The organism is Streptomyces sp. NPDC050315, from assembly GCF_040655775.1.
In the GTDB taxonomy this organism is placed as follows: domain Bacteria; phylum Actinomycetota; class Actinomycetes; order Streptomycetales; family Streptomycetaceae; genus Streptomyces.
Window position 1 is genome coordinate 453,839 of the sequence record NZ_JBFAKN010000001.1, and the last position, 23,202, is coordinate 477,040.

Here is a 23,202-nt window from a genome sequence, read left to right on the forward strand (position 1 = left end):
CCGGCCCTTTCCTGAAATCGAGGTGTGCGTCTACTAGTTGCCGTAGTGGCCGATCTCGACGTCTTCGAGGATGCCGAGCGCGTCCGGTACGAGTACCGCCGCGGAGTAGTAGGCGCTCACCAGGTAGGAGATGATGGCCTTGTCGTCGATGCCCATGAAACGGGCGTTGAGGCTGGGCTCGATCTCGTCGGGAATGCCGGCCTGGTGGAGACCGACGACGCCCTGGTCCTCCTCGCCCGTGCGCATCGCGAGGATGGAGCTGGTGCCGGCGGGGCTGACCGGGATCTTGTTGCAGGGCAGGATCGGGATGCCGCGCCAGGCCGGCACCTGGTGGCCCTCCAGCTCCACGCCCTGCGGGTAGAGCCCGCGCTTGCTGCACTCCCGGCCGAAGGCCGCGATCGCCTTCGGGTGGGCCAGCAGGTACTGCGTCTTGCGCCGCCGCGAGATCAGCTCGTCGAGGTCGTCCGGGGTGGGCGGGCCGCTGTGCGTGCGGATGCGCTGCTTGAAGTCGGCGTTGTGGAGCAGCCCGAAGTCACGGCTGTTGACGAGCTCGTGCTCCTGCCGCTCGCGCAGCGCCTCGACGGTGAGCCGCAGCTGCTGCTCGACCTGGTTCATGGGCTCGTTGTAGAGGTCGGCGACGCGGCTGTGCACGCGCAGCACGGTCTGAGCAACGCTCAGTTCGTACTCCCGCGGGCTGAGTTCGTAGTCGACGAACGTGCTGGGCAGTACGGGCTCCCCGGCGTGACCGGAAGCCAGGTCGATGGCCGCCTCGCCGCGCTTGTTCTGCGCCAGGTGGGAAGCGGACCGCACCTCCTCCAGATGCGTACGCAGGCCGTCCGCGCGGCCCTGTACCTCCTCGAACGCCGCCCGCGACAGGCTCAGCACGGTGCAAGAGGTGACCGCCCGCACCGTGAACTCCCACTCGCCGTCCGCGCCGGTCAGCAGGCCCTCGCCGACGTAGTCACCGTCCGCGAGCACACCGAGCACCGTCGGGTCACCGTACTTACCGGTGCCCAGCTTGTTGCTCTTGCCGTGCGCGATGAGAACGACCTCGTCGGCCGGGCGGCCGGCCTCCACGATCGCTTCGCCCGCGGCCACCTCGCGCTGCGCGAACCGCTCCGCCAGCGCGCCCAGCACCGTCTCGTCCTCAAAGGTCCGCAGCGGCGGCAGCTCACGCAGCTCGGTCGGGATGACCCGCACATCAGCGCCCGTGGCGACGAACTCGACCCGGCCGTCGCCGAGGGTGTGGGTGAGCCGGCGGTTCACCCGGTACGCGCCTCCGGAGACCTGCACCCAAGGCAGCAGCCGCAGCAGCCACCGGGAGGAGATCCCCTGCATCTGCGGAACGGTCTTGGTCGTACTCGCCAGATTCCGCGCGGCCGCCGTGGACAGGCTCAGCTGCGGCTGCTGGCCGTCCTGGTTGGCAGGAGTCGGGTCGAACGGCATAGAAGACATGAAGCGGCATCCATCGTTGAGAACGGGAGCAGAGCGGGAGCATGGCGACAGCAAGCACCTGGGAGCACTGTCGAGGTGAAGATCATTTACTACCCGCGGCCCACGGTAACAGGGCCTGTCGGCGCGTCAATAAGGGGCCCCGAGCGGGACATTGACGTGCGGGCCGGACGCGACTTGGCCGTAGCGGCCGTCCTGTGATCGCATGTGGTGGTGATATCGAACGGACCTCCCGCAGACTCCACGGCACGCCGGCGCACTGGCCGGAGGATCGCGAAGACCGTCGTCGGACTGGGCGTTGTACTCGGATTCCTCGCCCTCGGCGACCGCTGGGCCGTGCTCTACGCCGAGAACCTGGCGGCGCAGAAGATGCAGGACGCGCTGAAGCTCCGTGCCGAGCCCGAGGTGCACATCGACAGCTTCCCGTTCGTCGGGCAGCTCGCCACCGGCCGTCTCGACCACGTCGAGGTCAACGTCCCCGATGTGTCCGCCGGGCGGGTCTCCGTCGCGCAAGTGAAGGGGTCGGTGGATGACCTGCGCATCGTCGGCAGCCTCCCGACCTCGGTCAAGGGCGCGGTCCTGAGCCGGGTGAACGGTGAGGTGTTCCTCGCCTTCGACGACCTGAACCGCGAGGTCGGGGCGTCCCAGGTCCGTCTCACCCCCGGCCCGCAGAAGAACACCGTACTGGCCAAGGGCGAGCTGCCGGTGGCCGGCAAGGAGGCTCGGATCCGGGCCCGGGCACACCTGCAGCGCACCGGCGACCACGGCCTGGCCCTGACCGTGGCGGACACCCGGCTGGTGGTGCCCGGCCTGCTCACGTACACCCCGGGCAAGGGCGGCGGCCTGCAGCTGACCACCCCCGCCGCCGAAAAGGTGGACGAGCGTGGCCTCCAGCAGGCGACTGGCCAGCGACTCCGCCCGGACCAGCTGATGAAGGGCCGTGCGTTGGACGCACTCGCCGAGCATCCGTCGCTGCTGAAGCCCGCCGGCATCGATCCGTCGCTGATCCGGGGCCTGCAGAAGGTCCGCGAGCCGAAGGTGGCGGAGGACATGGAGTTCTCGGCCCAGCTGCCCGACAACCTCCCCGGTGACCTGCGGCTTCGCGGGATCTCGGTGACGAAGGACGGCGTACGGGCAGAACTGTCCGGCGCGGACGTACCGTTGGGCGGCGGCGGGACGCACTGAGGTACTTGTTCCCACCGGGAGAACCGCCCCCCGCGCCAAGCACTGCGGGTACGGGGCCGTCCAACCCGTTCAGGCCCGGTGCGCCTGCGACGGCAGGGTCCCGTACCTGGCCTGATAGGCAGCGGCGAAGCGGCCCAGGTGCGTGAAGCCCCAGCGCACCGCGACCTCGGTGACCGTGTCGGGGGATCCCGGGCGGGTCAGGTCGCGGTGCGCGCGCTCCAGACGCAACGCGCGCAGATACGTCATCGGCGTGGTCTCCATGTGCCGCTGGAACCCGGCCTGCAGGGACCGCGGGGCGACACCGGCAATCCTGGCCAGTTCCCGCACGGTGAAGGGGTGCGCGGGATCGGCCTGCATGGCATCGATCGCCCGCTTGACCGGACGCGGGCAGGTGCGGGGCGCCGGCTGGGTGAGCTCCTCGTGGTACTGGTGCGGAGTGGCGTACAGCATCGTCGTGAGAAGTGCGTCGGCGAGCCTCGCGGCGACGATCCCTTGTTCCAACAACCCCGTAGGGGCGTGCAGTTCACGCTCCAGCACGCGCGCCAGCCCGGCCAGTGTCCGGCCCTTGCCGTCCGTGGGATCGAAGCCACCGGGGAAGTGCAGCGGCCGGACAGAGTGATCGAGGTACTCCTCCAGCGCGCTTTCCACCGCATGCCGGTCCCAGCCCAGTGCGAGCACCTCGGCCTCGTCGTTCATTTCCGTGGTGACCGTGCCCGTCGGCTCGAACACCGGCAGCCGCCCTCCCGCTGCCGTGCAGACGAAGGTCTCCCCTCGGTGGGTCTCGATCGAGGTGCCGGTGGTGGTGAAGTTGATGTGGTACGCAACGCCGAGTCCACTGCTCCTGCCGATGCAATGGGTGCCGTACGCCACCGTGTTGGCATTGATCGAGCCCAGCTGCATCCCTCGCATGTCCAGGGCGAAGCGGGCCGCCTCGGCCTGGGGATTCAGCGTCACGGGATAGTGCATGATTTCGCTGATCCACGAACGGGCCCGGTCGACGTCACCGGTGCGGAACTGCAGCGTGCCACCGCCCTGCGACTCCTGGCCCCCGCGCTCCACCGCCATCGCTGCCTCCAGGACCCTGGGCCCCATCACACGGCGAACAACCGACTGCGCTTCCCGTCCTCATGCTAGTCGGGACGGGCAATGTCGCGCTGCTGCCGCCGGCAGATCAGCTCATGCGGCAACCCTCTGCGCCACCGCGCGCTTGGGAGCCGCGGGTGCCTTGGGCGTCATGGGCGCCATGGGCGTCATCGGTGCCATCGGGCGACGCACGGGCGCGGCAGCCGGTGTGCGGGTGGGGCGAGCAGCGGCATGAGAGGGCTCGGCGGGGGTGTCGGCGGCCCATACGCGGTACGTCGTCTTGGCCGGATCCACCAAGGGGTCACCGAATGTGATCCGGCCGGCCGACTCCAGCCGGTCGCACACCTCGGTGGGCAGCGCCATGTAGCAGCCGCCGCTGCGGGTCCGGGAGTCGTACGGCCGCCAGTAGCCGTACCGGCGCCGGCCATTCGCATGCACGGTGATGAAGACCGGGGTACGGGAGTCGGCGATGGTCCGGAGCACCTCGGCGCCGGCGGCATCGAGACGAGGAGCGGCCCGGCGAGTCGCTGTCCTGGCACGTGTCGCCGTCGTAGTGCGTGCCGTTGTCGTGCCGCGTGCATACGGACGGTGGCACTCCGTCGACGCAGCGACGGCCGGGACCTGGTCGAGGACGGACGACATCAGGGATTGCCTTTCGGAGGACAGCGACTCAAGATCATCTCCCCCATTCAATCAGGCGCCACCCTCGTTCGCCCAACTCTTCTCCGAATATCAGCCGTTCAAAAATGAGGAGGACAGTCTAGTGTCCTCGCTTGTGACTGATCCTTCCTCGCACCTCTCCGCAACCGCCGATGCCTACGATGACGTGGCCGTCCTTTACGCCGACCTCTTCCGCAACGCGCTGGACGCCCTTCCGCTGGACCGCGCGATGCTCGCCGCGTTCGCCGAGCTCGCACGGACCGGCGCCGGAGCCGTCGCCGAGTTGGGCTGCGGCCCCGGAGCGGTGACCGCGCATCTGCGGGACCTGGGACTGGACGCCTTCGGCATCGACCTGTCGCCGGTGATGATCAGTCTCGCCCGCGAGGCATACCCGGACCTGCGGTTCGAGGTCGGCTCGATGGACGCGCTGGACCTGCCCGACGGCAAGCTGGACGGCATTGTGTCGTGGTATTCGGTCATCCACGCCCCGCCGCAGGAGGTGCCCTCGTACTTCGCCGAGTTCCGGCGGGTGCTCGCGCCCGGCGGCCACCTCCTGCTCGCCTTCTTCGAGTCGGAGGGTGAGCCGGTCACGGCGTTCGACCACAAGGTGACGACGGCCTACCGGTGGCCGATCGACGACCTTGCCGGGCTGGCCGGCGATGCCGGGTTCGTCGAAGTCGGCCGGATGCTGCGCGAGCCGGTCGAGGGCGAGCGGTTCCGCCATGGCCGTCTGCTGATGCGCCTGGGCCAGTAAGCAGGCCGCCTTACTTCAGGGCGGAGCCCTGCGCCACAACGACCCCGTAGAGGTCCTCGATCGTGGCCAGCGCGCTGTGATGGATCTGCTCGGCGGACAGTTCGGTCCCGGCCCCCGTCAGGGGCCGGGTGGCACACGCGTCTGCGACGATCGTGGGCGCGTAGCCGCGCAGGAACGCGCCTTCGGCGGTGAAGGTGACGCACATGTGGGTCATAAAACCGGCAATGATCACGTTCTTGCGGCCCGCGGCCTCAACCTTCTGCGCAAGGTCGGTGTCGTGAAAGGCATTCGGCGCCTGCTTCACCACGACCGGCTCGCCGTCGGCCGGTGCCACGCCGGGGTGAATGGCGCCGATCTCCGCGCGGATGTCGTACGGAGTGCCCGCACCGCCGTCGTTGACGATGTGGATGACCGGCGTCCCCGCCTCCCGCGCCCGCGTGAGCAGGGCCGCGGCCGAGTCCAGGGCCGCTTGCCAGCCTGGCAGCTCCATCACACCCCGGGTGTAGGTGTTCTGGAAGTCGACCATGAGCAGCGTGGCATCGGCGAGGGTCGCCGGGGTCTCGTCGAAGCCGTTGAGCTGACGAAGCGTCGTTGTAGTCATGCGTTCGACGCTACGATCACCCGTCAGTGTCTGCAATGACACCCAGCTTGCAGATCCGGACATCACCTGGGGAGGGAACGCGTGCCCGCATCGGAACGGCTCCTCGTCATAGTCGTCTTCGACGGCGTCGACCTGCTGGACATCACCGGCCCACCGGAGGTCTTCGCCCTGTTGTCACGCGAGGTCGACACGGACAGCAGTACCGGTACCGGCACCGGCTACCGCGTGCTCCTGGCCGCCGAGACGCTGGAGCCGGTCACCACCTCGGCGGGGGTACGCGTCCTGCCCGACGCCACGTTCGATGACGTAGCCGGTCAGAGCATCGACACCCTGCTGGTGCCCGGCTCCGTACGCATCGACGCCGACCGGCGCGTGAGCGCCCTGGCGGACCCGGGTGTCACCGCCCGCGTCAAGCAGCTCGCCGACGCGTCACGTCGTATCGCCTCCGTGTGCGTCGGCGCCCACATCCTGGCGGCCGCGGGCCTGCTCGACGGAAAGCGTGCCACCACGCACTGGTCGACCGCCCGCCAGCTCGCCGCCGAGCATCCCGCCGTCACCGTGGACGCCGACCCGATCTTCATTCGTGACGGCAGCGTGTGGACCGGCGCGGGCATCAGCTCCTGCCTCGATCTGTCCCTGGCCCTGGTCGCCGAGGACTTCGGTGAAGCCGTCGCGCTGCGCGTGGCCCGCCAGCTCGTGATGTACCTCAAACGCCCCGGCGGGCAGAGCCAGTTCTCCGTACCGCTCGAACCCGTCTCCACCACGCGCCGGATCGAGGACCTGCGGCACTACATCACCCGCAACCTGTCCCGGCCGATCGGCCTCGCCGAGCTCGCCGCACACGCCCATGTCTCCGAACGGCAGCTCTCCCGCATCTTCAAGACCGAACTCGGCATGACACCGGCCGCCTACATCGAAGCCTCCCGCGTCGAACTCGCCCGCCACCAGCTGGAGTCGACCGATGCGACGCTGGAACGCATCGCCGGCGCCTGCGGTTTCGGCACCGTAGACACCCTCATCCGGGCCTTCCGCCGCCAACTGGCCACCACGCCGACCGAGTACCGCAACGGATTCCGGTACTCCGCGTAGCTGATCTACTAAGTGTTCACTCCGTTGGGGCAGGTCCTGATGAGCCGCAAGCCGGCGCTGCGCAGGGGTGCCAGGTCAGGCTTACGGTCCTGGGACAGCGCCGTGCGTACCTCGGCTGCCGCCGCGCCGACCGCGGTGGCGGCTTCCTGCACCTCCGCGCCGGACGAGCGCTTCGTGAGTTCGGCGACCGCCGCGTCGAGCGCATCGACCGCCGCGTCCGCCTCTTGGTCGAGGGCGGACTCCAATACGGCATGTTCGAGGTCCCCGATGGCATCGGACACCGCGAGGGCGAACCGCGCGCACCCGACGGCCCGGTCCTCGCCCTCCGCCGTGTCGCACCCTGCGAGCAGTGCCACCGCCAGCACCACCACCGCCGCGGCGCGTGCTGTCCGCTGCATGTCGTCACGTCCCTCCGCTGAACCGTTCGCTGCGTCACGAGGCTGAGTCACGAGGAAAGCGGCGCCGCTCGCCCGGTACGCGAAAGCCTATGAACGGTGACCTCGCTCGGGGAGAGGGTTTCTCGCAGTTGGCGATGAAGGGACGCTGAAGGCGGGTACTCCGATGCCATAAAGGCGGGTACCAGCCACCACAAGGCAGCCGTGACAAGATCCACCGCATGGAGATGCAGCAGGCGGATCGACCCGTCGCCCTGGTCAGCGGGTCCACGTCGGGGATCGGGGAGGCCGTCGCGCGGCGGCTGACGGCGGCCGGGATGCGGGTCGTTGTGCACTCGCGGCGCAGTACGGAGGCCGGGGAGGCGCTGGCGGCGGAGCTCGGCGGGGCGTATGTGCGGGCTGATCTGGCGGTGGAGGAGGAGGCCCGAGGGCTGGTCGAGGCGGCGCTTGCCCGGTACGGGCGGCTGGACGTGCTGGTGAACAACGCCGGCATCAGTTGGCCGATCCCGCACGACGATCTCGCCGCGGCGACACCGGCGGACTGGCGGCAGCTGCTGGAGGTCAACCTGATCGCGCCGTGGGTGTTGTGTACGGAAGCACTTCCGGCGCTGCGCCGGTCCCCCGGCGGCGGCAGCATCGTGAACATCACCAGCCATGCCGGGGTGCGTCCCAAGGGCTCGTCGGTGCCGTACGCAGCGAGCAAGGCCGCACTGAATCATGTGACCCGGCTGCTCGCGGCCGCGCTCGGGCCCGACGTACGGGTCAACGCGGTGGCCCCCGGACTGGTGGACACCCCGATGACGAAGGACTGGGCGCAGGCGCACGAGCTGTGGCGGGACCGTGCGCCGATGCACCGCCCGGCCCAGCCCGCCGACGTGGCCGGGCTGGTGGCATCGGTGATCGACAGCAGCTACCTCACCGGTGAGGTCATTGTGTTCGACGGCGGGCTGAATCTGACCTGAGCGGTCGGCGGGCTGAAGCCGTTGCGGGCGATCGTACGGATGGGATACCGAAATCACGAAGGGAGGGGTGGGGCAACTACCCCATTGCACCGCATATGTGGGTGGCGGCCACCAGTAAGCCTTGCCTCGTGCTCAAATTCGGTATACCAACTGACACCAGTTGTACGTAGAGCACGAGGAGCCCGTCATGTGTGTCGAGTCCGTCCCGCCCCCGCCCAACCGGGTCACCCGCCGCGGTGTGCTCGCCGGTGCCGCGGCCCTGGCCGGAACGGCCGCCGCCCTCTCGGCGGCTCCGGGTGCCGCGGCCGCGCCGGTGCGGGGATCCGCCGCCGGTCCGGCACGGAGCGCGCAGCGTGGCGGTGACCTCGTCGTCGAGGGCGGCACGCTGCTCGACCCGGCGACCGGTGAGGTCACCGAGGATGCCGTTGTAGTCATCCGCGACGGTGTGGTGCAGGCCGCCGGGGCCCGGGCGAAGGTCGATGTGCCGACCGGTGCGCCGCGCCTCGACGCGCACGGCCGCTGGGTGCTGCCGGGGCTGGTCGACGCGCACATTCACCTCAACACCGCCACCGAGGCACGCGACGCGGTCCGCAAGGGCGCCACCAGCGCGCGCAGCGGCTCCACCAACTTCTACCAGGACATCGCCGTACGGGAGTTGGCCCGCCAGGCGCCCGAGCTGGCGCCCCGGCTGCGGGCCGCCGGCGTCTTCGTCACGCCCGAGCTGGGCGACACGGTGCTCGCGGACCCGGACCTCACCCCGCTCGCGCGCCTCAAGGGCGGCGTGCGGTCGGCCGAGGCGCTGCGCCGGGTCGTCCAGGTGAATCTCGCCCGCGGCGCCGACGTGATCAAGACGCGGGTGAACGAGCGCGCCGGTCTGCCGGAGCAGGACCCGCTGACGCAGGTGTACTCGTACGAGCAGCTGTCCGAGATCGTCGCGACGGCGCGGCGCGGTGGCAAGGGCGTGCTGTGCCACAGCTACAGCGAGCGCGGCTGCGACGACGCGGTGCGGGCGGGGATCCGGTCCCTGGAGCACGGTGCGTTCGTCGGCGAGCGCACGCTGCACGAGATGCGGCGCCGGGGGACTTACTTCACGCCGACGCTGACCGCGATCGCCGGGATGATCGGTAATCCCGACCCGGTGCTCGACGAGCGGGGGCGCACGTACCTGCCGGCCCTCAAGGAAGCGGTGCGTACCGCGCACGAGCTGGGCGTTCCGCTGGCGGCGGGCACCGACTCCTCCGGCGGGACGGTCAAGCCCATCGGTCGGGAGGTGGAGCTGATGCGCTCGGCGGGCCTGTCGGCGCTCGACGCGATCCGCACCGCCACGACGGGCGCCGCGCGGCTGCTCGGTGTGGAGCGGACGGCGGGGCGGCTGGCGCCCGGCTTCGCCGGCGATGTGATCGTGCTGGACGGCGACCCGCTCGCCGACGTCTCCGTACTCAAGAAGCCGCAGCGCGTGGTGCGCGCGGGTCTGCCGCTGTAGACGCAACTCTGGGCCCGTGTGTTTCGCCGCCGCCTCCCCGGCGGCCGCGGGGTGCACGGGCCCCGCACTGCCCCTGTCCGTACCACCGCATCTCCCCCACCGAAGGAGTTCCCATGACGCCCTCCCAGCCGTCCCGGCGCGGTGTTATCGCGGGTGCCGCCTCGCTCGCGGGCGCCGGTACCGTACTGTCCGCGGCCGTGCCGCCGGCGCGGGCCGAGGCCCGTGAGCGGCCGGCGCGCCCGGTGGTCTTCCGCGATGTGCGGCCCTTCGGGGCGAAGCACGCGGTGGACCTCACCGTCGTCGACGGCCGCATCACCGACCGGCGGGCCCCGGAGGGCGCCGAGGTGATCGACGGTGGCGGCCGCATCGCCCTGCCGGCGCTGGTCGACGCGCACATCCACCCCGACAAGACGACGTGGGGCGGCAGTTGGGAGTCACGCAAGCCGGCGAGCAGCATCGCGGACTTCGTCGCCCAGGACGTGGAGTTCTTCCAGCGGCAGAGCCGGTCCGTCGCCGAGCGGGCGCACGGGCTGATGGCGCATGCCGTGACCCGTGGGACGCGGGCCATGCGCGCACACGCCGACATCGCCCCCGCCTACGGTCTGGCCTGCGTCGAAGGCGTCGCCACCGCGCGCGAGCAGCTGTGGCACGCGCTCGATGTACAGATCGTTGCGTTCCCGCAGCACGGTGTCATTCGCACGCCCGGTACGGCGGCGCTGCTCCGGGAGGCGGCGCGCGGCGGGATCGTGGACTTCATCGGCGGGATCGACCCGATCGGCTTCGACCAGACGTTGGATGAGCAGCTCGACCTGGTCTTCGACCTCGCGGACCAGTACGGCATCGGTGTGGACATCCATCTGCACGACCAGGGCGAGCCGGGTCTCACGGCGCTGCGCGGCATCATCGACCGCACCCGGGCGCTGTCGCTGCGCGGCAAGGTGACGGTCAGTCATGTCTTCTGTCTGCCGGGCCTGTCCGACGCGGAGCTGGCCGGGGTGGCGGCCGACCTCGGCGAGCTGGACATCGCGCTGACGACCGTGGCGCCGAGCCGCGACCTGGTCCTGCCGATCGCCCGGCTGAAGGAGCACGGCGTACGGGTCGGGCTGGGCTCGGACGGGGTGCGCGACGCGTGGAGCCCCTTCGGCAACGCCGACATGCTGCACCGCGCGCATCTGCTCGGCTGGGTCCGGGACAACCGTCTCGACGCGGAACTGACAGGGTGTTACGAAGCGGGGTCGCACGGCGGCGCCGATGTGATGCACCTGGCCCGCGCCGACCTCTCCCCCGGCTCCCCCGCCGACTTCCTGCTCCTCCGCGGCGAGTGCGTACCGCAGATCGTGGTGGACATGCCGGTGCGGGACATGGTGGTGCACGGCGGCCGGGTCGTCGCCCGCGACGGGGAGCTGACGTAACGTCGTGTCCGCCCGCCCGGCATCCCCCCTCTCTCCGAGCCCTCGCCCACCGCGCAGACGCTGTTCGCCGCCCGCGCCGTGCAGGGCGCGATGCCTGCCGATGAGAGAATCGGAGGCATGACAACAGGGTCTGAAGGGTTCGAGCCCGAGTCGGAGCGGGTCACCCGGCAGTTGCGTGACGAGATCATCGACGGGGTCCGCGAGCCGGGCAGCAGGCTGGTCGAGCGGGAACTCGCCGCGGAGCTCGGGGTGAGCCGGCTGCCGATCCGGGACGCGCTGAAGGCACTGGTGAACGAGGGGCTGGTGACGCCGCGGCCGCGGACGTGGGCCGTGGTGCGGGAGTTCGCGCCGTCGGACCTCGCCGACCTCGACGAGGTGCGGTCGGCGCTGGAGACGCTGGCGTTCCGGCTCGCCGCCCAGCGGCGCACCCGCGCCGGGCTGGCGAAGCTCCGCGCGGACCTCGACGCCGAGCTGGCAGCGGCGCGCGAGGGCGATGCGGTACGGGCCCGGCGGGCGGCGGCCGATTTCCACGAGACGGTGACGTCGCTGGCCGACAACGAGCTCCTGAACGAACTGGGGCGCACGCTGCGCAGCAGGATGCGCTGGCTGCTGGGGCAGCACGACGACCTCATGGCCATGGCGAAGGAGCACGAAGAGCTCTACGAGGCCCTCGCGAACCGGGACGTGGCGCAGGTCGAGAAGCTGGTGACGCGGCACCTGGCGACCGGCCGCGACGCGGCCGCCGCCCGCCGGAACGCCACGCAGGACTGACCGGTTCGCGTCCGCGCCCAGCCGCCCAGCCGCCCAGCCGCCCAGCCGCCCAAATGCGATTGTCCGCCATCTCGGCACCGCACTACCGTGCCGAGATGGATCTCTTCTCACGCTCCTGGACGGCGTTGCGTACGGCGGTCGCCGGGCTCTCGGACGAGGACTTCGCGCGGCCGTCCGGCTGTACCGGCTGGCTCGTCCGCGACCTGGTGTGCCATCTGGTCATCGACGCGCAGGACGTCCTGATCACCCTCGTGACCCCGGCCGATACGGCGCCGACCCATGACGCGGTGACGTACTGGCACGTCGCCGACACGCCGCCGACCGGCGACGGCCCCCTTGACGCGCTGACCGTCCGGCTGGCCGCCGCCTACGGGGACCCCGAGCTGCTCAAGTTCCACCTCGACGACGTCGGCTCCGCGGCCGGCCGCGCCGCCGGACTCGCCGACCCGGATCTCCGGGTCAGCACCCAGGACATGGTCCTCACCACGGGCGACTACCTCACCACGTACGTACTGGAGTGGACGCTGCACCACCTCGACCTGATCGCCCATCTCCCGCACGCGCCGGAACCTCCCGCCGAGGGGCTCGCCCGGTCCCGCGAGCTGCTGGAGGAGATCGCCGGGGCCGCGTTCCCCGCGTCGTTCTCCGACACGGACGCGCTGCTGGTCGGTACCGGACGGCGTGCCCCGACCGAAGCGGAGCACGCCCAGCTGGACAAGCTGGCCGCGAAGCTTCCCCTCGTCCTCGGCTGAATACGCGGATGACGACCGGACTGCTCAGCTCTGTACCGCCGTGCGGCGCTCCCCCGCCCCGGCCCTGAGGACGAGGTCGACCTCGACCGGGCGGTCCTCGCCGGGGTGGACCGCCGCCGAGGCGCGCGGGGCGTGGCCGGCGACCATGGCGGCCAGTACGTACGCGCCGCCGTCCGGGACGGCGACCGAGTAGCGGCCGTCGTGGTCGGTGAGCGCGGTACCGGCCCGGCGTCCGCGCGGGTCGATCAGCGCGACGCGGGCGCGGGCGACGGGTGCACCGGCCGGGTCCAGGACGCGGCCGCGGAAACCGGCGCGGGGCCCGGGGGCCGCCGGTACCGCCCGCGGCCCGGGGATGGCCGGTACTGCATGGGTGTCCCGCACCGCCTCGGTCTCTTCCTCGCTGCTGGCCAGCAGCTGCGGCGTGGACATCGTCCGGCTGCGCGGCAGGAAGACCGCGAGCAGCAGGCCGAGGGCGACCGCCGCGGTGGCGATGAGGAACGAGATGCGGAAGCCCTGCATGGTGGGTACGGCCACCGGCCCCGCGTGGTGGGCGGTGTTGGCGAGGACCATGCCGATGACGGCGCTCGACACCGACGTGCCGATCGACCGCATGAGGGTGTTGAGGCCGTTGGCCGCGCCCGTCTCGGACGGGTCGACGGCCCCGTTGATCAGGGCGGGGAGGGAGGAGTAGGCGAGGCCGATGCCCGCGCCGACGATCACCGAGATGACGATGGTCTGCCAGGCGGCGCTCATCAGGCCGAGCCCCGCGCCGTAGCCGACCGCGATGATCAGCATGCCGAGCATGAGGGTGAGCTTCGGACCGTACCGCGCGGACAGTCGGGCGTAGACGGGCGCGGTGAACATCATCGTCAGGCCCAGCGGCGCCACGCACAGCCCCGCGACGACCATGGACTGGCCCAGGCCGTAGCCGGTGGCCGTCGGCAGCTGGAGCAGCTGCGGCAGGACGAGGGAGATCGCGTAGAAGGCGACGCCGACCGTGATCGAGGCGAGGTTGGTGAGCAGTACCTCGCGGCGCGCGGTGGTACGCAGGTCGACCAGCGGGGCCTTCATGCGCAGTTCCATCAGGCCCCAGAGGACGAGCACGACCAGTGCGGCGGCGAAGAGGCCGAGCGTGGTGGCCGAACTCCAGCCCCAGTCGCTGCCCTTGGTGATCGGCAGCAGGAACAGGACGAGTCCGAGGGAGAGACCGAGCGCGCCGGCGGCGTCGAAGCGGCCCTCGGCCCGGACGCCGCTCTCCGGCACGACCGCCAGGGTGAGCAGGATCGCCAGTACGCCCAGGCCCGCGGCGCCGAAGAACAGCGCGTGCCAGTCCGCGTGCTGGGCGACCAGGGCGGCGAGCGGCAGTGCGAGCCCGCCGCCCACGCCTATGGAGGAGCTCATCAGGGCCAGCGCCGAACCGAGCTTCTCGCGGGGCAGCTCGTCGCGCATCAGCCCGATGCCGAGCGGGATGGCGCCCATGGCGAAGCCCTGCAGCGCACGGCCGACGATCATCACGAGGAGTTCGCTGGTGAACCCGCAGACCAGCGATCCCCCGACCATCACCGCGAGGCTGGTGATCAGCATGCGGCGCTTGCCGTACAGGTCGCCGAGCCGGCCCATGATCGGGGTGGCGACGGCACCGGCCAGCAGGGTGGAGGTCATGACCCAGGTGGCGTTGGTCGGCGCGGTGGTCAGCAGCGCGGGCAGGTCCTTGATGACCGGTACGAGCAGCGTCTGCATCACCGCGACCGTGATGCCGGCGAAGGCGAGGACGAGGACGATCCCGCCCGTGCGTCGTTGGGCCATCGTCTGGGGCATTACCTGGGACCTCCGGAAGCGGGAAGAGTAGCGGGCTCGCCGAGTACGAACTTGCCCGCTCGGGTGGGTATTCCGAAGGACATCGTACGACGGGAAGTCTTTACTGATCCCTTACGTTGCCGGGTCCTGCGGCCGAGGGCGCAGCACGAAGTCCTGATGGGCGAGGTTCCCGTACTTGATGTAGACCCGCTTGATGGACGGGATGCGGCGCGGCCCGCCGGCGATGACGTTGACGAAGCCCTCCGGGAGCCCGGTCAGCCTGTACTCGCCGTGCTCGTCGGTCCGGGTACGCGTCAGCTGCCGTCCGTCGGTGGTGGTCACGGTGATCAGTACACCGTGCAGCGGTTGCGACTGGGTGTCCCGGATGCGGCCGGCCAGCAACGGCTCGGAGGCCCCGATGTAGTGGGTGGCGGCGCGTACCGGCATCGGGTGCGGCATCTCGAAGGTCGGGTCCTCGACCGATTCCTCCAGTTCGGAGGCGGTGAGTTCGTCGTCCCCGCCGGACCGCGCCACATTCACCCGGTGCCGTTCCCACAAGAACCCGACGCAGATGAGCACGATGCCGACGGCGATCCAGATGCTCAGCGCCAGCAGCGGGCGGAAAAGCTGCGCGCCGCCGAAGTACATCTCGTTGCGCAGCGCGTCGACCAAGTTGCCCAGCGGCATGTACGGATGCAGCCAGCGGAAGAATGCCGGCACCATCGCGACCGGGATCGCCCCGTCGCTGGCCGGCATGGACAGCAGCACGAAGATGACGATGGCCACGCCGGGGAAGAACTGCCGCACGAACGGCACCAGCCCGTAGCAGGTCAGCGCGACCGCCTGGGTCAGCATGAACATGTAGAGCAGGCAGATCGGCCGGTCCACGATGCAGTCCATCGCGAGCGCGATGTAGAAGGCGGCCACGGCCATCACGGCGCCGGAGACGACGAAGGTGACGACCTTCTTCCAGCGGCTGAGGCCGGTGGCCCGCAGCATCATCATCACCATGATGTACGAGGGGATGGTGAGCCCGAGGCAGAGGTAGAAGAGGCTGGTTCCCATCGCGTCCTTGGGCGCGGTGGGTGCGAGTTCGATCTGCTTGAGCCGGGCGCCGCCCCGCTCGGCGATCGGCGTGAAGACCTGCTGCAGTACGGCCTCGATCTCGAAGCCGCCGGCCTTGGCGGTGTAGAGCGCGGGACGGTCCGGATCCGGGAGATAGGCGCCGGCGGCACGGCGTTCCCGTACAGCGCTGCGGAGGGCGGCGTCACCGCCGGATACGGGCTTTACCTCGAACCCGCCCGGGACGGCTTTGTCGAGCGTCTGCTGCACCTTGGTCGCCGCCTGGGCGGGAACGGCCACCCGGATGTCGTGCGGGGTGGGGTTGTGAAAGGCGAGGAGATAGCAGAAGAGGAAGCCGAGGAAGAACAGCGCCGGGAACCAGAGGCTGCTGACGATCACCTTCGCCGTGTGCGTCCACCGCGGGCGCGGTTCGCTGTCGGCCGGTGCCGCGTCCTCTTGCTGTGTTCCGGACATGCCGCACCCTTCCCGTACCGTGCCCTTCCCCGACCTCTCCGCTGGTGGGAGATCTCCGCCCGCACGGCCCGGGACACCTGCCTTGCTGCACTCGGCCCAGCATGTTGGCCCGCGCGTGGGAGGCCCCGCGCGTAGGAGGCAGATCAGTCGTGTCGGGAGCGGCGCAGCAAGTGGAGGGCCGTGCCGGCGGCCAGGACGGCGACGCAGGTGGTGAAGGTGAGGCCCGCGGTGCGGAGGCCGAGGGCGACGGTGAGGGCGCCGACGCCGACGACCGGGAGGGAGATTCCGGTGTAGGCGACGACGAAGAAGGTGGAGATCGTGCCGCCGCGGTGCTCGGTGGGGGCGGCGGCCGCGACAGACGTCAGGGCCGCGCGGAAGGCGAGGCCCTGGCCGAGGCCGCCGCACAGGGCACCGGTGATCAGTGCCGGCAGGGACTCGGCGGCGAGGGACGTCGCGACGAGGGCGAGGCCCACCACGAGGACGAGGCAGCCGACCGGGAGTGCCCGGCGCGCGCCGAGTTTTTCGGTGAGCGACTGGCCTGCCGTCGAGCCCAGGAAGACGGAGAAGACGACGGCGCCCGAGACGGCCAGGTTGGCCACGCCGAGGGTCTGGGACACGAAGGCCGGTGCCACCGCGGTGAAGAGGCCGAGGAGCGAGAAGCCGGCGAAGGCGGCCAGGGCCGAGGGCGCGAACACGCCGCGTACTTCCGGAGGTACGACCATGCCTTGCGGCCGGAGGCCCGGCCGCCGCTCCGGATGGTCGACGGTCTCCGGCAGAAGGAGGACCAGTACGCACGCCACCGCGAGGAGTGCGAGGTGCGTCAGATAGGGCAGGGCGAGTGGCCAGGGGGCGTACTGGGCCAGGAGCCCGGCGAGCAGCGGGCCGCAGCCGAGGCCGCCCATGTTGGCGGCGGCCGCGGCGAAACCGGCGCGCGACTTCCGTTCGGGCGGCGCCAGTTCCAGTACCGCCGCGGTGGCCGCGCCGCTGAAGAGACCGGCCGAGAAGCCGGAGAGCAGCCGGCCGGCGAAGAGGAACGGCAGCCCGCCCCCGGACGTGAAACCGGACAGGAAGTCCGCCACGAAGCACACCGCACTGAGCGCCGAGAAGGCCAGCGCCGCGAGGAGCACGGGGCGGCGGCCGACCCGGTCGGAGTAGTTGCCCGCGAGCAGCAGTACGGCGATGACGCCGAGTGCGTAGACGGCGAAGACCACCGTCACCATCAGCTCGGAGAAGCCCAGCTCTTCGCGGTAGAGGCCGTACAGCGGGGTGGGGAGCGTGGTGCCCGCCATGCCCACGGCGAACACCGCCGCTGCTGCCGGATACCCCGGGCGCCGGCCCGTCCCATGACGAACGATCATGTCCCCACGGTACGAGCCGGTCGGGCATCGAGCAGTCAGGCCCCGGGCTACGCGCCCGTCGCCGCCGCCGCGTCCGCCGCGAGGTGGGAAAGGCCCGGGAGCGCGTGGGAGCGGCGCTGCAGGGACTGGGCGCGGGAGCGGTAGCCGCGGTCCTCCAGTACGGCGCGTACGGCCGCGGTGAGCGACGCGCGGGTGACGTCCTGGACGTCGATCCGGCGGCCGGCGCCGATCTCCTGCAGCCGGGCGGCGTTGCCCGACTGCTCGGCGAAGAGCGGTACGGCGACCATGGGGACGCCCGCCGCCAGCGCTTCCCGGGTCCCGTTGAAGCCGGCGTGGGTGATGAAGGCGTCGCTGGACCGCAGGAGCAGTTCCTGCTGGACGAACGAGGTGAGGTGGACGTTGTCCGCGCGGGCGCCCTGCCACTCGCGGGGATCGGTGCCCGCGCCGATCGCGACAACACCGGTGACCGGCAGATCCCCGAGCGTCTCGATGATGGTGTCGAGGAGGGGCAGGACTCCGCCGCCGGGGAAGTTCGTGGCGTTCGAGCCCAGCGTGGCGAGGACGAGCGGGCGGTCGGCGGGGAGCCGGGCGATCTCGGGGTCGAGGGGCGCCTCGTCGGCGGGGGTCGGCAGGCGGTAGTAGTGGGCGTTCGGCAGGCGGCTCGCCTCGGGGTAGAACTCCTCCGGTACGACACCGGCACGGAAGGCGCGGAAGACGTGCCAGGGGTCGGTGATCGGGGCGAGGCCCAGCTCGGCGCGGTGCTTGTTGAGCGCTTCGGTGACGGCCGGGTGGTCGTACGGCGCGAGCGGGGCGATGTCCAGCGCGCCGTGCGGGATGCCGAGCCGTTCGCCCGCCAGGTAGCCGCCGAACTCGGTGGACTCGTGCAGGATCAGGTCGGGGCGCCAGTCCCGGGCCACATCGATGAGGTCGTGCGCCGAGGGGCCTGCCAGGTGCCCGGCGAAGGCGGTGGCGAAGAACTCCGGCTCCAACTCGATGGTGACGGAGCCCAGTTGATCCATCGCCGCGGGCGGGCGGACATCGCCGCGCTGCATCACCTCCGCCATCCCCTGGACGTTCGGCAGCCGCAGCGCGGTCAGCCCGCGCTTCTCGATGTGCTCCGCGACGGCGTTCCCGGTGGCGACGGCCACCTCGTGGCCCGCCTGCCGGGCGCTCTCGGCCGCCGGCAGCACCAGCGGTGCGAGGTGCGAGTAGATGGCCTGGGCGGTGAACAGGATGCGCATGACGCTTCGCTCCCTCGGATGCCGCGCGGCCGTCGCAGGGCACACGCAGCTGGGACTCGGCAAAATCAACAACAAATCAACAACTGTTGAAACAGCCTATCCGCACGGGTTCCGCACCAACCGGGCGGGGCGGGCAGGAGGGCGGATACCGGCCGGCAGACGCGGCACGTGTACGCCGGGCGTGCTCATGGAGCGTCCTGCGTTCCCAGGAGTGCACTCGGACACCGGAGGGCGCAGCACGATACCGCCGCAGTGACGGATGCGTCACCAAATTGCCGTGAACCGTGTTCTCTTGCGGAGGGGACAGGCATCTTTGGGCGTATGTCGCAGAACTTACCCAGGGCACGCGGCGTGCCCCTGCCGACGCGCGCCGGGACCGCGGCACGGAAAGTGTCACCGGGCGACCGGCCCGCCACCCTCACCACACCTGACCAACCGTCAGCACCGGCCGGTTCGGCGGGGCGCGCATCTGCCAGTACGTCTCGGCTGATCGGCATCGATCTCGCCCGTGGCCTCGCGGTACTGGGCATGTTCGCCGCCCACGTGGGTCCCGATCCGTCGGACGGCGGCCCCGTGGGCTTTCTCATGGAGCTCGCGCGCGGCCGGTCCTCCGCCCTCTTCGCGCTGCTCGCCGGCTTCTCGATCGTGCTCATCACCGGCCGCCCGGAGCCCCGTACCGGGCGCGCGGGCCGGCAGGCGGTCGTACGGGTACTGATCCGCGCCGTCGTCCTGCTGGCGCTGGGCATGGCACTGACCGCGCTGGACACCTCGATCGATGTGATCCTCGCCTACTACGCGCTGGCGTTCGTCGTGGCCCTCCCCCTGCACCGCCTCAAGGCCGGGGTCCTCACCTTCATCGCCGCGGCAACCGCGTTGGTACTTCCCCAGGATCTCTTTCTGGTCAAGGTCTGGCTGGATCAAGGGAGTTGGGGCGACACGGTGATCGCCCACGACCCGCTGGCCGGGCTCGGCGACACGGACGGCGTGATGGACCTGATGTTCACCGGCGCCTATCCGGTGCTCACCTGGATCCCGTTCCTGATCGCGGGCATGGCGGTGGCGCGGCTCGACCTCACCCGGGCGGTGGTCCGCACCCGGCTCGCCTGCACCGGTGCCGGGCTGGCGGTGCTCGGTTACGGGGGCTCCTGGCTGGCCCTGCACCTGGTCCCGAACGCGTACGCCGCCGTCGCCGCGGGCTCGGACGGCGACGCGCCGGGCTCCGCCTGGTGGTCCGACACGGTCGGCGACCCCACCCACCTCTTCCGCGAATGGCTGCTGGTGGCCGCGCCGCACAGCCAGACGACTCCGTCGGTACTGGGCAACACCGGCGTCGCCCTCCTCGTGGTGGCCGGGTGCACGATCGCGCTGGACCGGCTGCCGCGCTTCCGGCGGGCGGTCGCACCGGTCATCGCGGTCGGCGCGATGTCCCTGTCCGCCTATGTGCTGCACATCGTGGCCATCTGGGCGCTGGGCACGGAGGACATGTCGGACGCCAGTGAGCCGTGGGTGCTGCTCGGCTTCGTTGTGGGCGTGCTGGCGCTGGCCTACGTATGGAAGCGGCTGTTCCGGCGCGGGCCACTGGAGTACCTGCTGTACAAGATCACCTGGCCGGCGCGCTTCGTCCGGTGAGCGCCTCAGCGGCCGCGGTCCTCCGCCAGGAACTTCCGCAGCGCGGCCTCCTCCTCGCTGCTGAGCCCGGTGACGAACTGCTGGAGGGCCGCGATCGGGTCGGGCCCCTTGTCCAGCGCCTGGTGCATGACCTCGGCCGTCAGCTCGGCGGCGTTCTTGGCCGGCCGGTAGGCGCCGCGCCGGCCCTCCGCGTCCCGTACGACCAGCGCCTTGTCGTGCAGCCGCTTCAGGATCGTGTGGATGGTGTTGTACGCGAGGTCGCCGCCGATCGCGGCGTGCACCTCGGCCGGGGTCAGCGGCGCCTCGGTCGCCCACAGGGCGGCCAGGACCTCGCTCTCCAGCGTGCCGGCGCTGCGTCGTTCCCCTCTGACACGAGGGTTTCTGCCTACCATGACCACACCCTACAGCTCGTAGGGCGCACTGGCACCTACTGGCCTCCCCGGCCTCACGCCTCCCTCCGCACCTTCTGCGTCTCCTGCGCCTTCTGCTCAAGGAGGACCGTGAGGAGCGCCTCCCAGCGGGCGCGGACGCGGGCCGGGGTGTAGCGGCGGGCGGACTCGACGGCGTGCCCGCCGAGCTTCTTGCGCAGCGCGTCGTCCTCGACGAGGCGGGTGAGCGCCGCGGTCAGCCCCCGGGTGTCCCCCAGCGGTACGAGCACGCCGTCCTCGCCGTCGGTGATGATCTCGCGGGGGCCGTGCGGGCAGTCGAAGCTGACCGGCGGGATGCCGTGGCTCATCGCCTCGGCCAGCACCATGCCGAATCCTTCGCGCCGGGAGGCGAGGGCGAAGACGGATGCCTTGGCCAGTTCCCGGTCGAACTCCTGCGTGGCGCCCATCAGGTAGACGTGGTTGTAGAGGTGCCGGTCGTGGATCAGCGCCCGCAGGCGGTCGCGTTCCGGTCCCGCTCCGTAGATGCGCAGCTGCCATTCGGGGTGTGTGCGGGCGATGGGCTCGAACGCCTTGATGAGGGTCGCGAAGCCCTTTCCCTTGACGAGCCGGCCGGCGGAGACGACGAGCGGCCGGTCGAGGCCGGCACGCTCCGGTGTGTCCTCGGAGAGCGGGTTGGGGACGCACTCGACGCGGACGCCACTGTCACCGAGCCGCCGCAGATAGGCGTCCTCGTCGGCCGCGGTCAGTACGGTCACCGCGTCCAGCCGCCGGTACCAGCGCCCGATCTCCCGGGCGAGCTCCGGCTTGTGGTGGGAGTAGTGCAGGTGTTCCTGGCCGACCCGGACGACGGACGTGGGCGTGAAGCGGGCGGAGAGGAGGTTCAGGGCGGGCCGGGTGGTGATGAGTACGCCGTCGTGCAGCGAGCGCAGGTAGCGCACGACGCGCCGGTCGGTGAGGCGGCTGAACCGGTCGAAGCGGACCTCGGTCTCGGGGACGAGGCGGCTGGGGCGGTGCTGCCGCTGGTACGTCAGCGGGCTCGTCCAGCGGGACGGCGGACGCGTGTCGTCGACCAGGGCGCGCAGCCGTACTTTCGGGTGCAGCGCGAAGCGGGGCTCGGCGCGGTGCCGGTGGACGCTCACGATCTCGACGTCGTGTCCGGCCTCGGCGAGGGCGTTCGCCTGGTTGACGACCGTGCGGACGGTGCCGCCGACCGCGTAGGCGTTGAGCAGCAGGAAGCGGATCTTCACCGGGATTCCTCCCGTTGGCGGGCGATGCGTCGGCAGGTGATCGAGAGGTTGTCCTGGACGGTGTAGTACGGCTCGATCCGCAGGCCGCCGACGCGCTGGGCCGGGTACGTGAAGATCTTCTTCTTGCCGGGCACGTCGTCCAGGTGCCGCCCCAGCCGGAGCGCGTCGTCACAGCCGTCCGGCACCAGATACAGGTCCCAGACCCGGTCGCCTTCCGGAGTGGCGGAGGCGAGCGCGTCCAGCGGTACGGACACCTCGAAGCGACTGCCCCGTCCCTTCGCCGCCAGCCGCAGTTCCGTACCGGCCGCGTCGCGCACCCGGGCGACCAGCGTGCCCGCGCCCGAGGCCGCGCCCACGACGTGCCCGAGGACCCGGATCCGGCCGTCGCGGGGCCAGATCTCGGCCACTTCGGCGTGCGCGGGGGCGATGTGGTCGGACGGGTCGTGCATGGCGCGCTCCTCCGGCAGCTGATCCGACAACCTGTAGGGTCACGGTCGAAACCCTACAGGATGTAGTACGGGATGCGGGGAACGCGAGGTAACGAGGCGTGGAACGGTGCGGGACGCGCAGACTGCGTACCGGAGTGGGCGCGCGGCATCCGTGCGGCGCATACGATCCGCGTGGTCCGTGCTGCTGCGCGCGATTACGATCCGCGTGGTCACTGCGCCCAGCAGGGGACCCCCAGCGGCCGTACGGCCCGGCCCAGCGACGGAGGAACCACCCGCCATGCCCCATGCATCCGGCCCGCTCGACGAGTTGGACCGCAAGATCATCGCGGCGCTGACCGCGAACGCCAGGACCAGCTTCGCCGAGATCGGCTCGGCCATCGGCCTGTCGGCCACCGCGGTCAAGCGCCGGGTGGACCGGATGCGCGAGACCGGCGTGATCACCGGCTTCACCGCCACGGTCCGCCCGTCCGCGCTCGGCTGGCGCACCGAGGCGTACATCGAGGTGTACTGCGACGGCGCGGCCCCGCCCCGGCGCATCGCCGAGGTCGTCCGCAAGTACCCGGAGATCACCGCCGCCATGACGGTCTCCGGCGGCGCCGACGCGCTGCTGCACGTCCGCGCGACCGACGTGGAGCACTTCGAAGAGGTGCTGGAACGCATCCGCACCGAGTCCTTCATCCGCAAGACGATCAGTTACATGGTCCTCTCGCACCTGATCCCGGACAGCCCGGAGGCCGGCGCCGGCTCGTCCGCGGTACAGGGCTACGGCCCCGACTCCCCCGCGGACTCCGCCCGCCCCGCGGGGAACACCGGCACCTTCTGATCCTGCGACGCAGCAACCCTGCGCCGACCGGGCTCTCTACGCACGTTCGCTGCGCCGGTGCGCAGCGTTCCGGCCTTGTCCGGCACAGCCGCGGCTTCCTACCGTTGAGGGCATCCCTGCGTCACCTCCCAGTG

The 23,202-nt window shown here is 71.1% G+C and carries 22 protein-coding genes; 10 read left to right on the forward strand and 12 right to left on the reverse strand.

The annotated features are described in order from the left end of the window. Positions 1-33 precede the first annotated feature (33 nt). On the reverse strand, positions 34-1,446 hold the full coding sequence (locus tag AB0I82_RS02155; protein WP_363256042.1) for a family 2B encapsulin nanocompartment shell protein: 1,413 nt from the start codon (positions 1,444-1,446) through the stop codon (positions 34-36). 219 nt (positions 1,447-1,665) lie between these two features. Between AB0I82_RS02155 and AB0I82_RS02160 the strand changes: the two genes are divergently transcribed. Next, positions 1,666-2,637 (forward strand): DUF2993 domain-containing protein, encoded by a 972-nt coding sequence (locus tag AB0I82_RS02160; protein WP_363255116.1) that lies wholly within the window; start codon positions 1,666-1,668, stop codon positions 2,635-2,637. A 69-nt stretch (positions 2,638-2,706) separates the two neighbouring features. Here the strand turns inward: AB0I82_RS02160 and AB0I82_RS02165 are convergent, their stop codons facing one another. Beyond that, entirely contained in the window at positions 2,707-3,702 is a 996-nt protein-coding gene (locus AB0I82_RS02165; RefSeq protein ID WP_363255117.1) for an AraC family transcriptional regulator, read from the reverse strand. 111 nt (positions 3,703-3,813) lie between these two features. Beyond that, on the reverse strand, positions 3,814-4,203 hold the full coding sequence (locus AB0I82_RS02170) for a hypothetical protein (protein WP_363255118.1): 390 nt from the start codon (positions 4,201-4,203) through the stop codon (positions 3,814-3,816). Positions 4,204-4,495: 292 nt separating this feature from the next. Here AB0I82_RS02170 and AB0I82_RS02175 point away from each other — a divergent pair, with 292 nt between their 5' ends. Next, entirely contained in the window at positions 4,496-5,134 is a 639-nt protein-coding gene (locus AB0I82_RS02175) for a class I SAM-dependent methyltransferase (RefSeq protein WP_363255119.1), read from the forward strand. Positions 5,135-5,144: 10 nt separating this feature from the next. On the opposite strand, the gene AB0I82_RS02180 is transcribed toward AB0I82_RS02175, so the two are convergent. Continuing rightward, positions 5,145-5,735, reverse strand: a complete 591-nt coding sequence (locus AB0I82_RS02180; RefSeq protein ID WP_363255120.1) for a cysteine hydrolase family protein — start codon at positions 5,733-5,735, stop codon at positions 5,145-5,147. Between the two features lie 81 nt (positions 5,736-5,816). Here AB0I82_RS02180 and AB0I82_RS02185 point away from each other — a divergent pair, with 81 nt between their 5' ends. Then, a complete protein-coding gene (locus tag AB0I82_RS02185; RefSeq protein ID WP_363255121.1) occupies positions 5,817-6,824 on the forward strand; it encodes a helix-turn-helix domain-containing protein in 1,008 nt (335 codons plus the stop codon). An 8-nt stretch (positions 6,825-6,832) separates the two neighbouring features. Here the strand turns inward: AB0I82_RS02185 and AB0I82_RS02190 are convergent, their stop codons facing one another. Continuing rightward, positions 6,833-7,222 (reverse strand): hypothetical protein, encoded by a 390-nt coding sequence (locus AB0I82_RS02190; RefSeq protein WP_363255122.1) that lies wholly within the window; start codon positions 7,220-7,222, stop codon positions 6,833-6,835. A gap of 218 nt (positions 7,223-7,440) precedes the next feature. On the opposite strand from AB0I82_RS02190, the gene AB0I82_RS02195 reads away from it, so the two are divergent. The 5 genes from AB0I82_RS02195 (at position 7,441) to AB0I82_RS02215 (ending at position 12,599) form a co-directional block, all read left to right on the forward strand. Beyond that, entirely contained in the window at positions 7,441-8,181 is a 741-nt protein-coding gene (locus tag AB0I82_RS02195; RefSeq protein ID WP_363255123.1) for an SDR family oxidoreductase, read from the forward strand. Between the two features lie 187 nt (positions 8,182-8,368). Further along, complete coding sequence (locus AB0I82_RS02200; RefSeq protein WP_363255124.1) at positions 8,369-9,664, forward strand: amidohydrolase family protein; 1,296 nt, start codon at positions 8,369-8,371, stop codon at positions 9,662-9,664. 113 nt (positions 9,665-9,777) lie between these two features. Continuing rightward, positions 9,778-11,076: an amidohydrolase gene (locus AB0I82_RS02205; RefSeq protein WP_363255125.1), complete on the forward strand. Its 1,299-nt coding sequence runs from the start codon at positions 9,778-9,780 to the stop codon at positions 11,074-11,076. Positions 11,077-11,193: 117 nt separating this feature from the next. After that, positions 11,194-11,847 (forward strand): GntR family transcriptional regulator, encoded by a 654-nt coding sequence (locus AB0I82_RS02210; protein WP_363255126.1) that lies wholly within the window; start codon positions 11,194-11,196, stop codon positions 11,845-11,847. Positions 11,848-11,942: 95 nt separating this feature from the next. Beyond that, positions 11,943-12,599: a maleylpyruvate isomerase N-terminal domain-containing protein gene (locus tag AB0I82_RS02215; protein WP_363255127.1), complete on the forward strand. Its 657-nt coding sequence runs from the start codon at positions 11,943-11,945 to the stop codon at positions 12,597-12,599. Positions 12,600-12,623: 24 nt separating this feature from the next. Here the strand turns inward: AB0I82_RS02215 and AB0I82_RS02220 are convergent, their stop codons facing one another. The 4 genes from AB0I82_RS02220 to AB0I82_RS02235 all read right to left on the reverse strand — a co-directional run bounded on the left by AB0I82_RS02220 (position 12,624) and on the right by AB0I82_RS02235 (position 18,531). Beyond that, the gene (locus AB0I82_RS02220; RefSeq protein ID WP_363255128.1) at positions 12,624-14,417 is read right to left on the reverse strand and encodes an MFS transporter; all 1,794 of its coding nucleotides are present in this window, start codon (positions 14,415-14,417) and stop codon (positions 12,624-12,626) included. A gap of 111 nt (positions 14,418-14,528) precedes the next feature. Continuing rightward, positions 14,529-15,932: a carboxypeptidase regulatory-like domain-containing protein gene (locus AB0I82_RS02225; protein ID WP_363255129.1), complete on the reverse strand. Its 1,404-nt coding sequence runs from the start codon at positions 15,930-15,932 to the stop codon at positions 14,529-14,531. A gap of 143 nt (positions 15,933-16,075) precedes the next feature. Then, entirely contained in the window at positions 16,076-17,290 is a 1,215-nt protein-coding gene (locus AB0I82_RS02230) for an MFS transporter (protein WP_363255130.1), read from the reverse strand. Positions 17,291-17,337: 47 nt separating this feature from the next. Further along, positions 17,338-18,531, reverse strand: a complete 1,194-nt coding sequence (locus AB0I82_RS02235; RefSeq protein WP_363255131.1) for a glycosyltransferase — start codon at positions 18,529-18,531, stop codon at positions 17,338-17,340. Between the two features lie 390 nt (positions 18,532-18,921). Here AB0I82_RS02235 and AB0I82_RS02240 point away from each other — a divergent pair, with 390 nt between their 5' ends. Continuing rightward, positions 18,922-20,160 carry a DUF418 domain-containing protein gene (locus tag AB0I82_RS02240; RefSeq protein ID WP_363256043.1) on the forward strand — a complete coding sequence of 413 codons (1,239 nt, stop codon included), beginning with the start codon at positions 18,922-18,924 and terminating at the stop codon, positions 20,158-20,160. Positions 20,161-20,165: 5 nt separating this feature from the next. Here the strand turns inward: AB0I82_RS02240 and AB0I82_RS02245 are convergent, their stop codons facing one another. The 3 genes from AB0I82_RS02245 to AB0I82_RS02255 are packed head-to-tail and all read right to left on the reverse strand — an operon-like array spanning position 20,166 to position 22,245. Then, a complete protein-coding gene (locus AB0I82_RS02245; protein WP_363255132.1) occupies positions 20,166-20,552 on the reverse strand; it encodes a BlaI/MecI/CopY family transcriptional regulator in 387 nt (128 codons plus the stop codon). A gap of 53 nt (positions 20,553-20,605) precedes the next feature. Then, on the reverse strand, positions 20,606-21,796 hold the full coding sequence (locus tag AB0I82_RS02250; protein ID WP_363255133.1) for a glycosyltransferase family 4 protein: 1,191 nt from the start codon (positions 21,794-21,796) through the stop codon (positions 20,606-20,608). After that, a complete protein-coding gene (locus AB0I82_RS02255) occupies positions 21,793-22,245 on the reverse strand; it encodes a hypothetical protein (protein ID WP_363255134.1) in 453 nt (150 codons plus the stop codon). The genes AB0I82_RS02250 and AB0I82_RS02255 overlap by 4 nt, the downstream gene beginning before the upstream one ends. 277 nt (positions 22,246-22,522) lie before the next feature. Between AB0I82_RS02255 and AB0I82_RS02260 the strand changes: the two genes are divergently transcribed. Continuing rightward, complete coding sequence (locus AB0I82_RS02260; RefSeq protein WP_363255135.1) at positions 22,523-23,068, forward strand: Lrp/AsnC family transcriptional regulator; 546 nt, start codon at positions 22,523-22,525, stop codon at positions 23,066-23,068. The last annotated feature ends 134 nt before the right edge of the window (positions 23,069-23,202 follow it).

Coding starts and splice junctions, on each gene's coding strand:
- AB0I82_RS02165 (WP_363255117.1), bottom strand. CDS start 3,702: ATGGCGGTGGAGCGCGGGGGCCAGGAGTCGCAGGGCGGTGGCACGCTG.
- AB0I82_RS02195 (WP_363255123.1), top strand. CDS start 7,441: ATGGAGATGCAGCAGGCGGATCGACCCGTCGCCCTGGTCAGCGGGTCC.
- AB0I82_RS02255 (WP_363255134.1), bottom strand. CDS start 22,245: ATGCACGACCCGTCCGACCACATCGCCCCCGCGCACGCCGAAGTGGCC.
- AB0I82_RS02245 (WP_363255132.1), bottom strand. CDS start 20,552: ATGGTAGGCAGAAACCCTCGTGTCAGAGGGGAACGACGCAGCGCCGGC.
- AB0I82_RS02220 (WP_363255128.1), bottom strand. CDS start 14,417: ATGCCCCAGACGATGGCCCAACGACGCACGGGCGGGATCGTCCTCGTC.
- AB0I82_RS02205 (WP_363255125.1), top strand. CDS start 9,778: ATGACGCCCTCCCAGCCGTCCCGGCGCGGTGTTATCGCGGGTGCCGCC.
- AB0I82_RS02225 (WP_363255129.1), bottom strand. CDS start 15,932: ATGTCCGGAACACAGCAAGAGGACGCGGCACCGGCCGACAGCGAACCG.
- AB0I82_RS02215 (WP_363255127.1), top strand. CDS start 11,943: ATGGATCTCTTCTCACGCTCCTGGACGGCGTTGCGTACGGCGGTCGCC.
- AB0I82_RS02155 (WP_363256042.1), bottom strand. CDS start 1,446: ATGCCGTTCGACCCGACTCCTGCCAACCAGGACGGCCAGCAGCCGCAG.
- AB0I82_RS02200 (WP_363255124.1), top strand. CDS start 8,369: ATGTGTGTCGAGTCCGTCCCGCCCCCGCCCAACCGGGTCACCCGCCGC.
- AB0I82_RS02260 (WP_363255135.1), top strand. CDS start 22,523: ATGCCCCATGCATCCGGCCCGCTCGACGAGTTGGACCGCAAGATCATC.
- AB0I82_RS02230 (WP_363255130.1), bottom strand. CDS start 17,290: ATGATCGTTCGTCATGGGACGGGCCGGCGCCCGGGGTATCCGGCAGCA.
- AB0I82_RS02180 (WP_363255120.1), bottom strand. CDS start 5,735: ATGACTACAACGACGCTTCGTCAGCTCAACGGCTTCGACGAGACCCCG.
- AB0I82_RS02190 (WP_363255122.1), bottom strand. CDS start 7,222: ATGCAGCGGACAGCACGCGCCGCGGCGGTGGTGGTGCTGGCGGTGGCA.
- AB0I82_RS02210 (WP_363255126.1), top strand. CDS start 11,194: ATGACAACAGGGTCTGAAGGGTTCGAGCCCGAGTCGGAGCGGGTCACC.
- AB0I82_RS02235 (WP_363255131.1), bottom strand. CDS start 18,531: ATGCGCATCCTGTTCACCGCCCAGGCCATCTACTCGCACCTCGCACCG.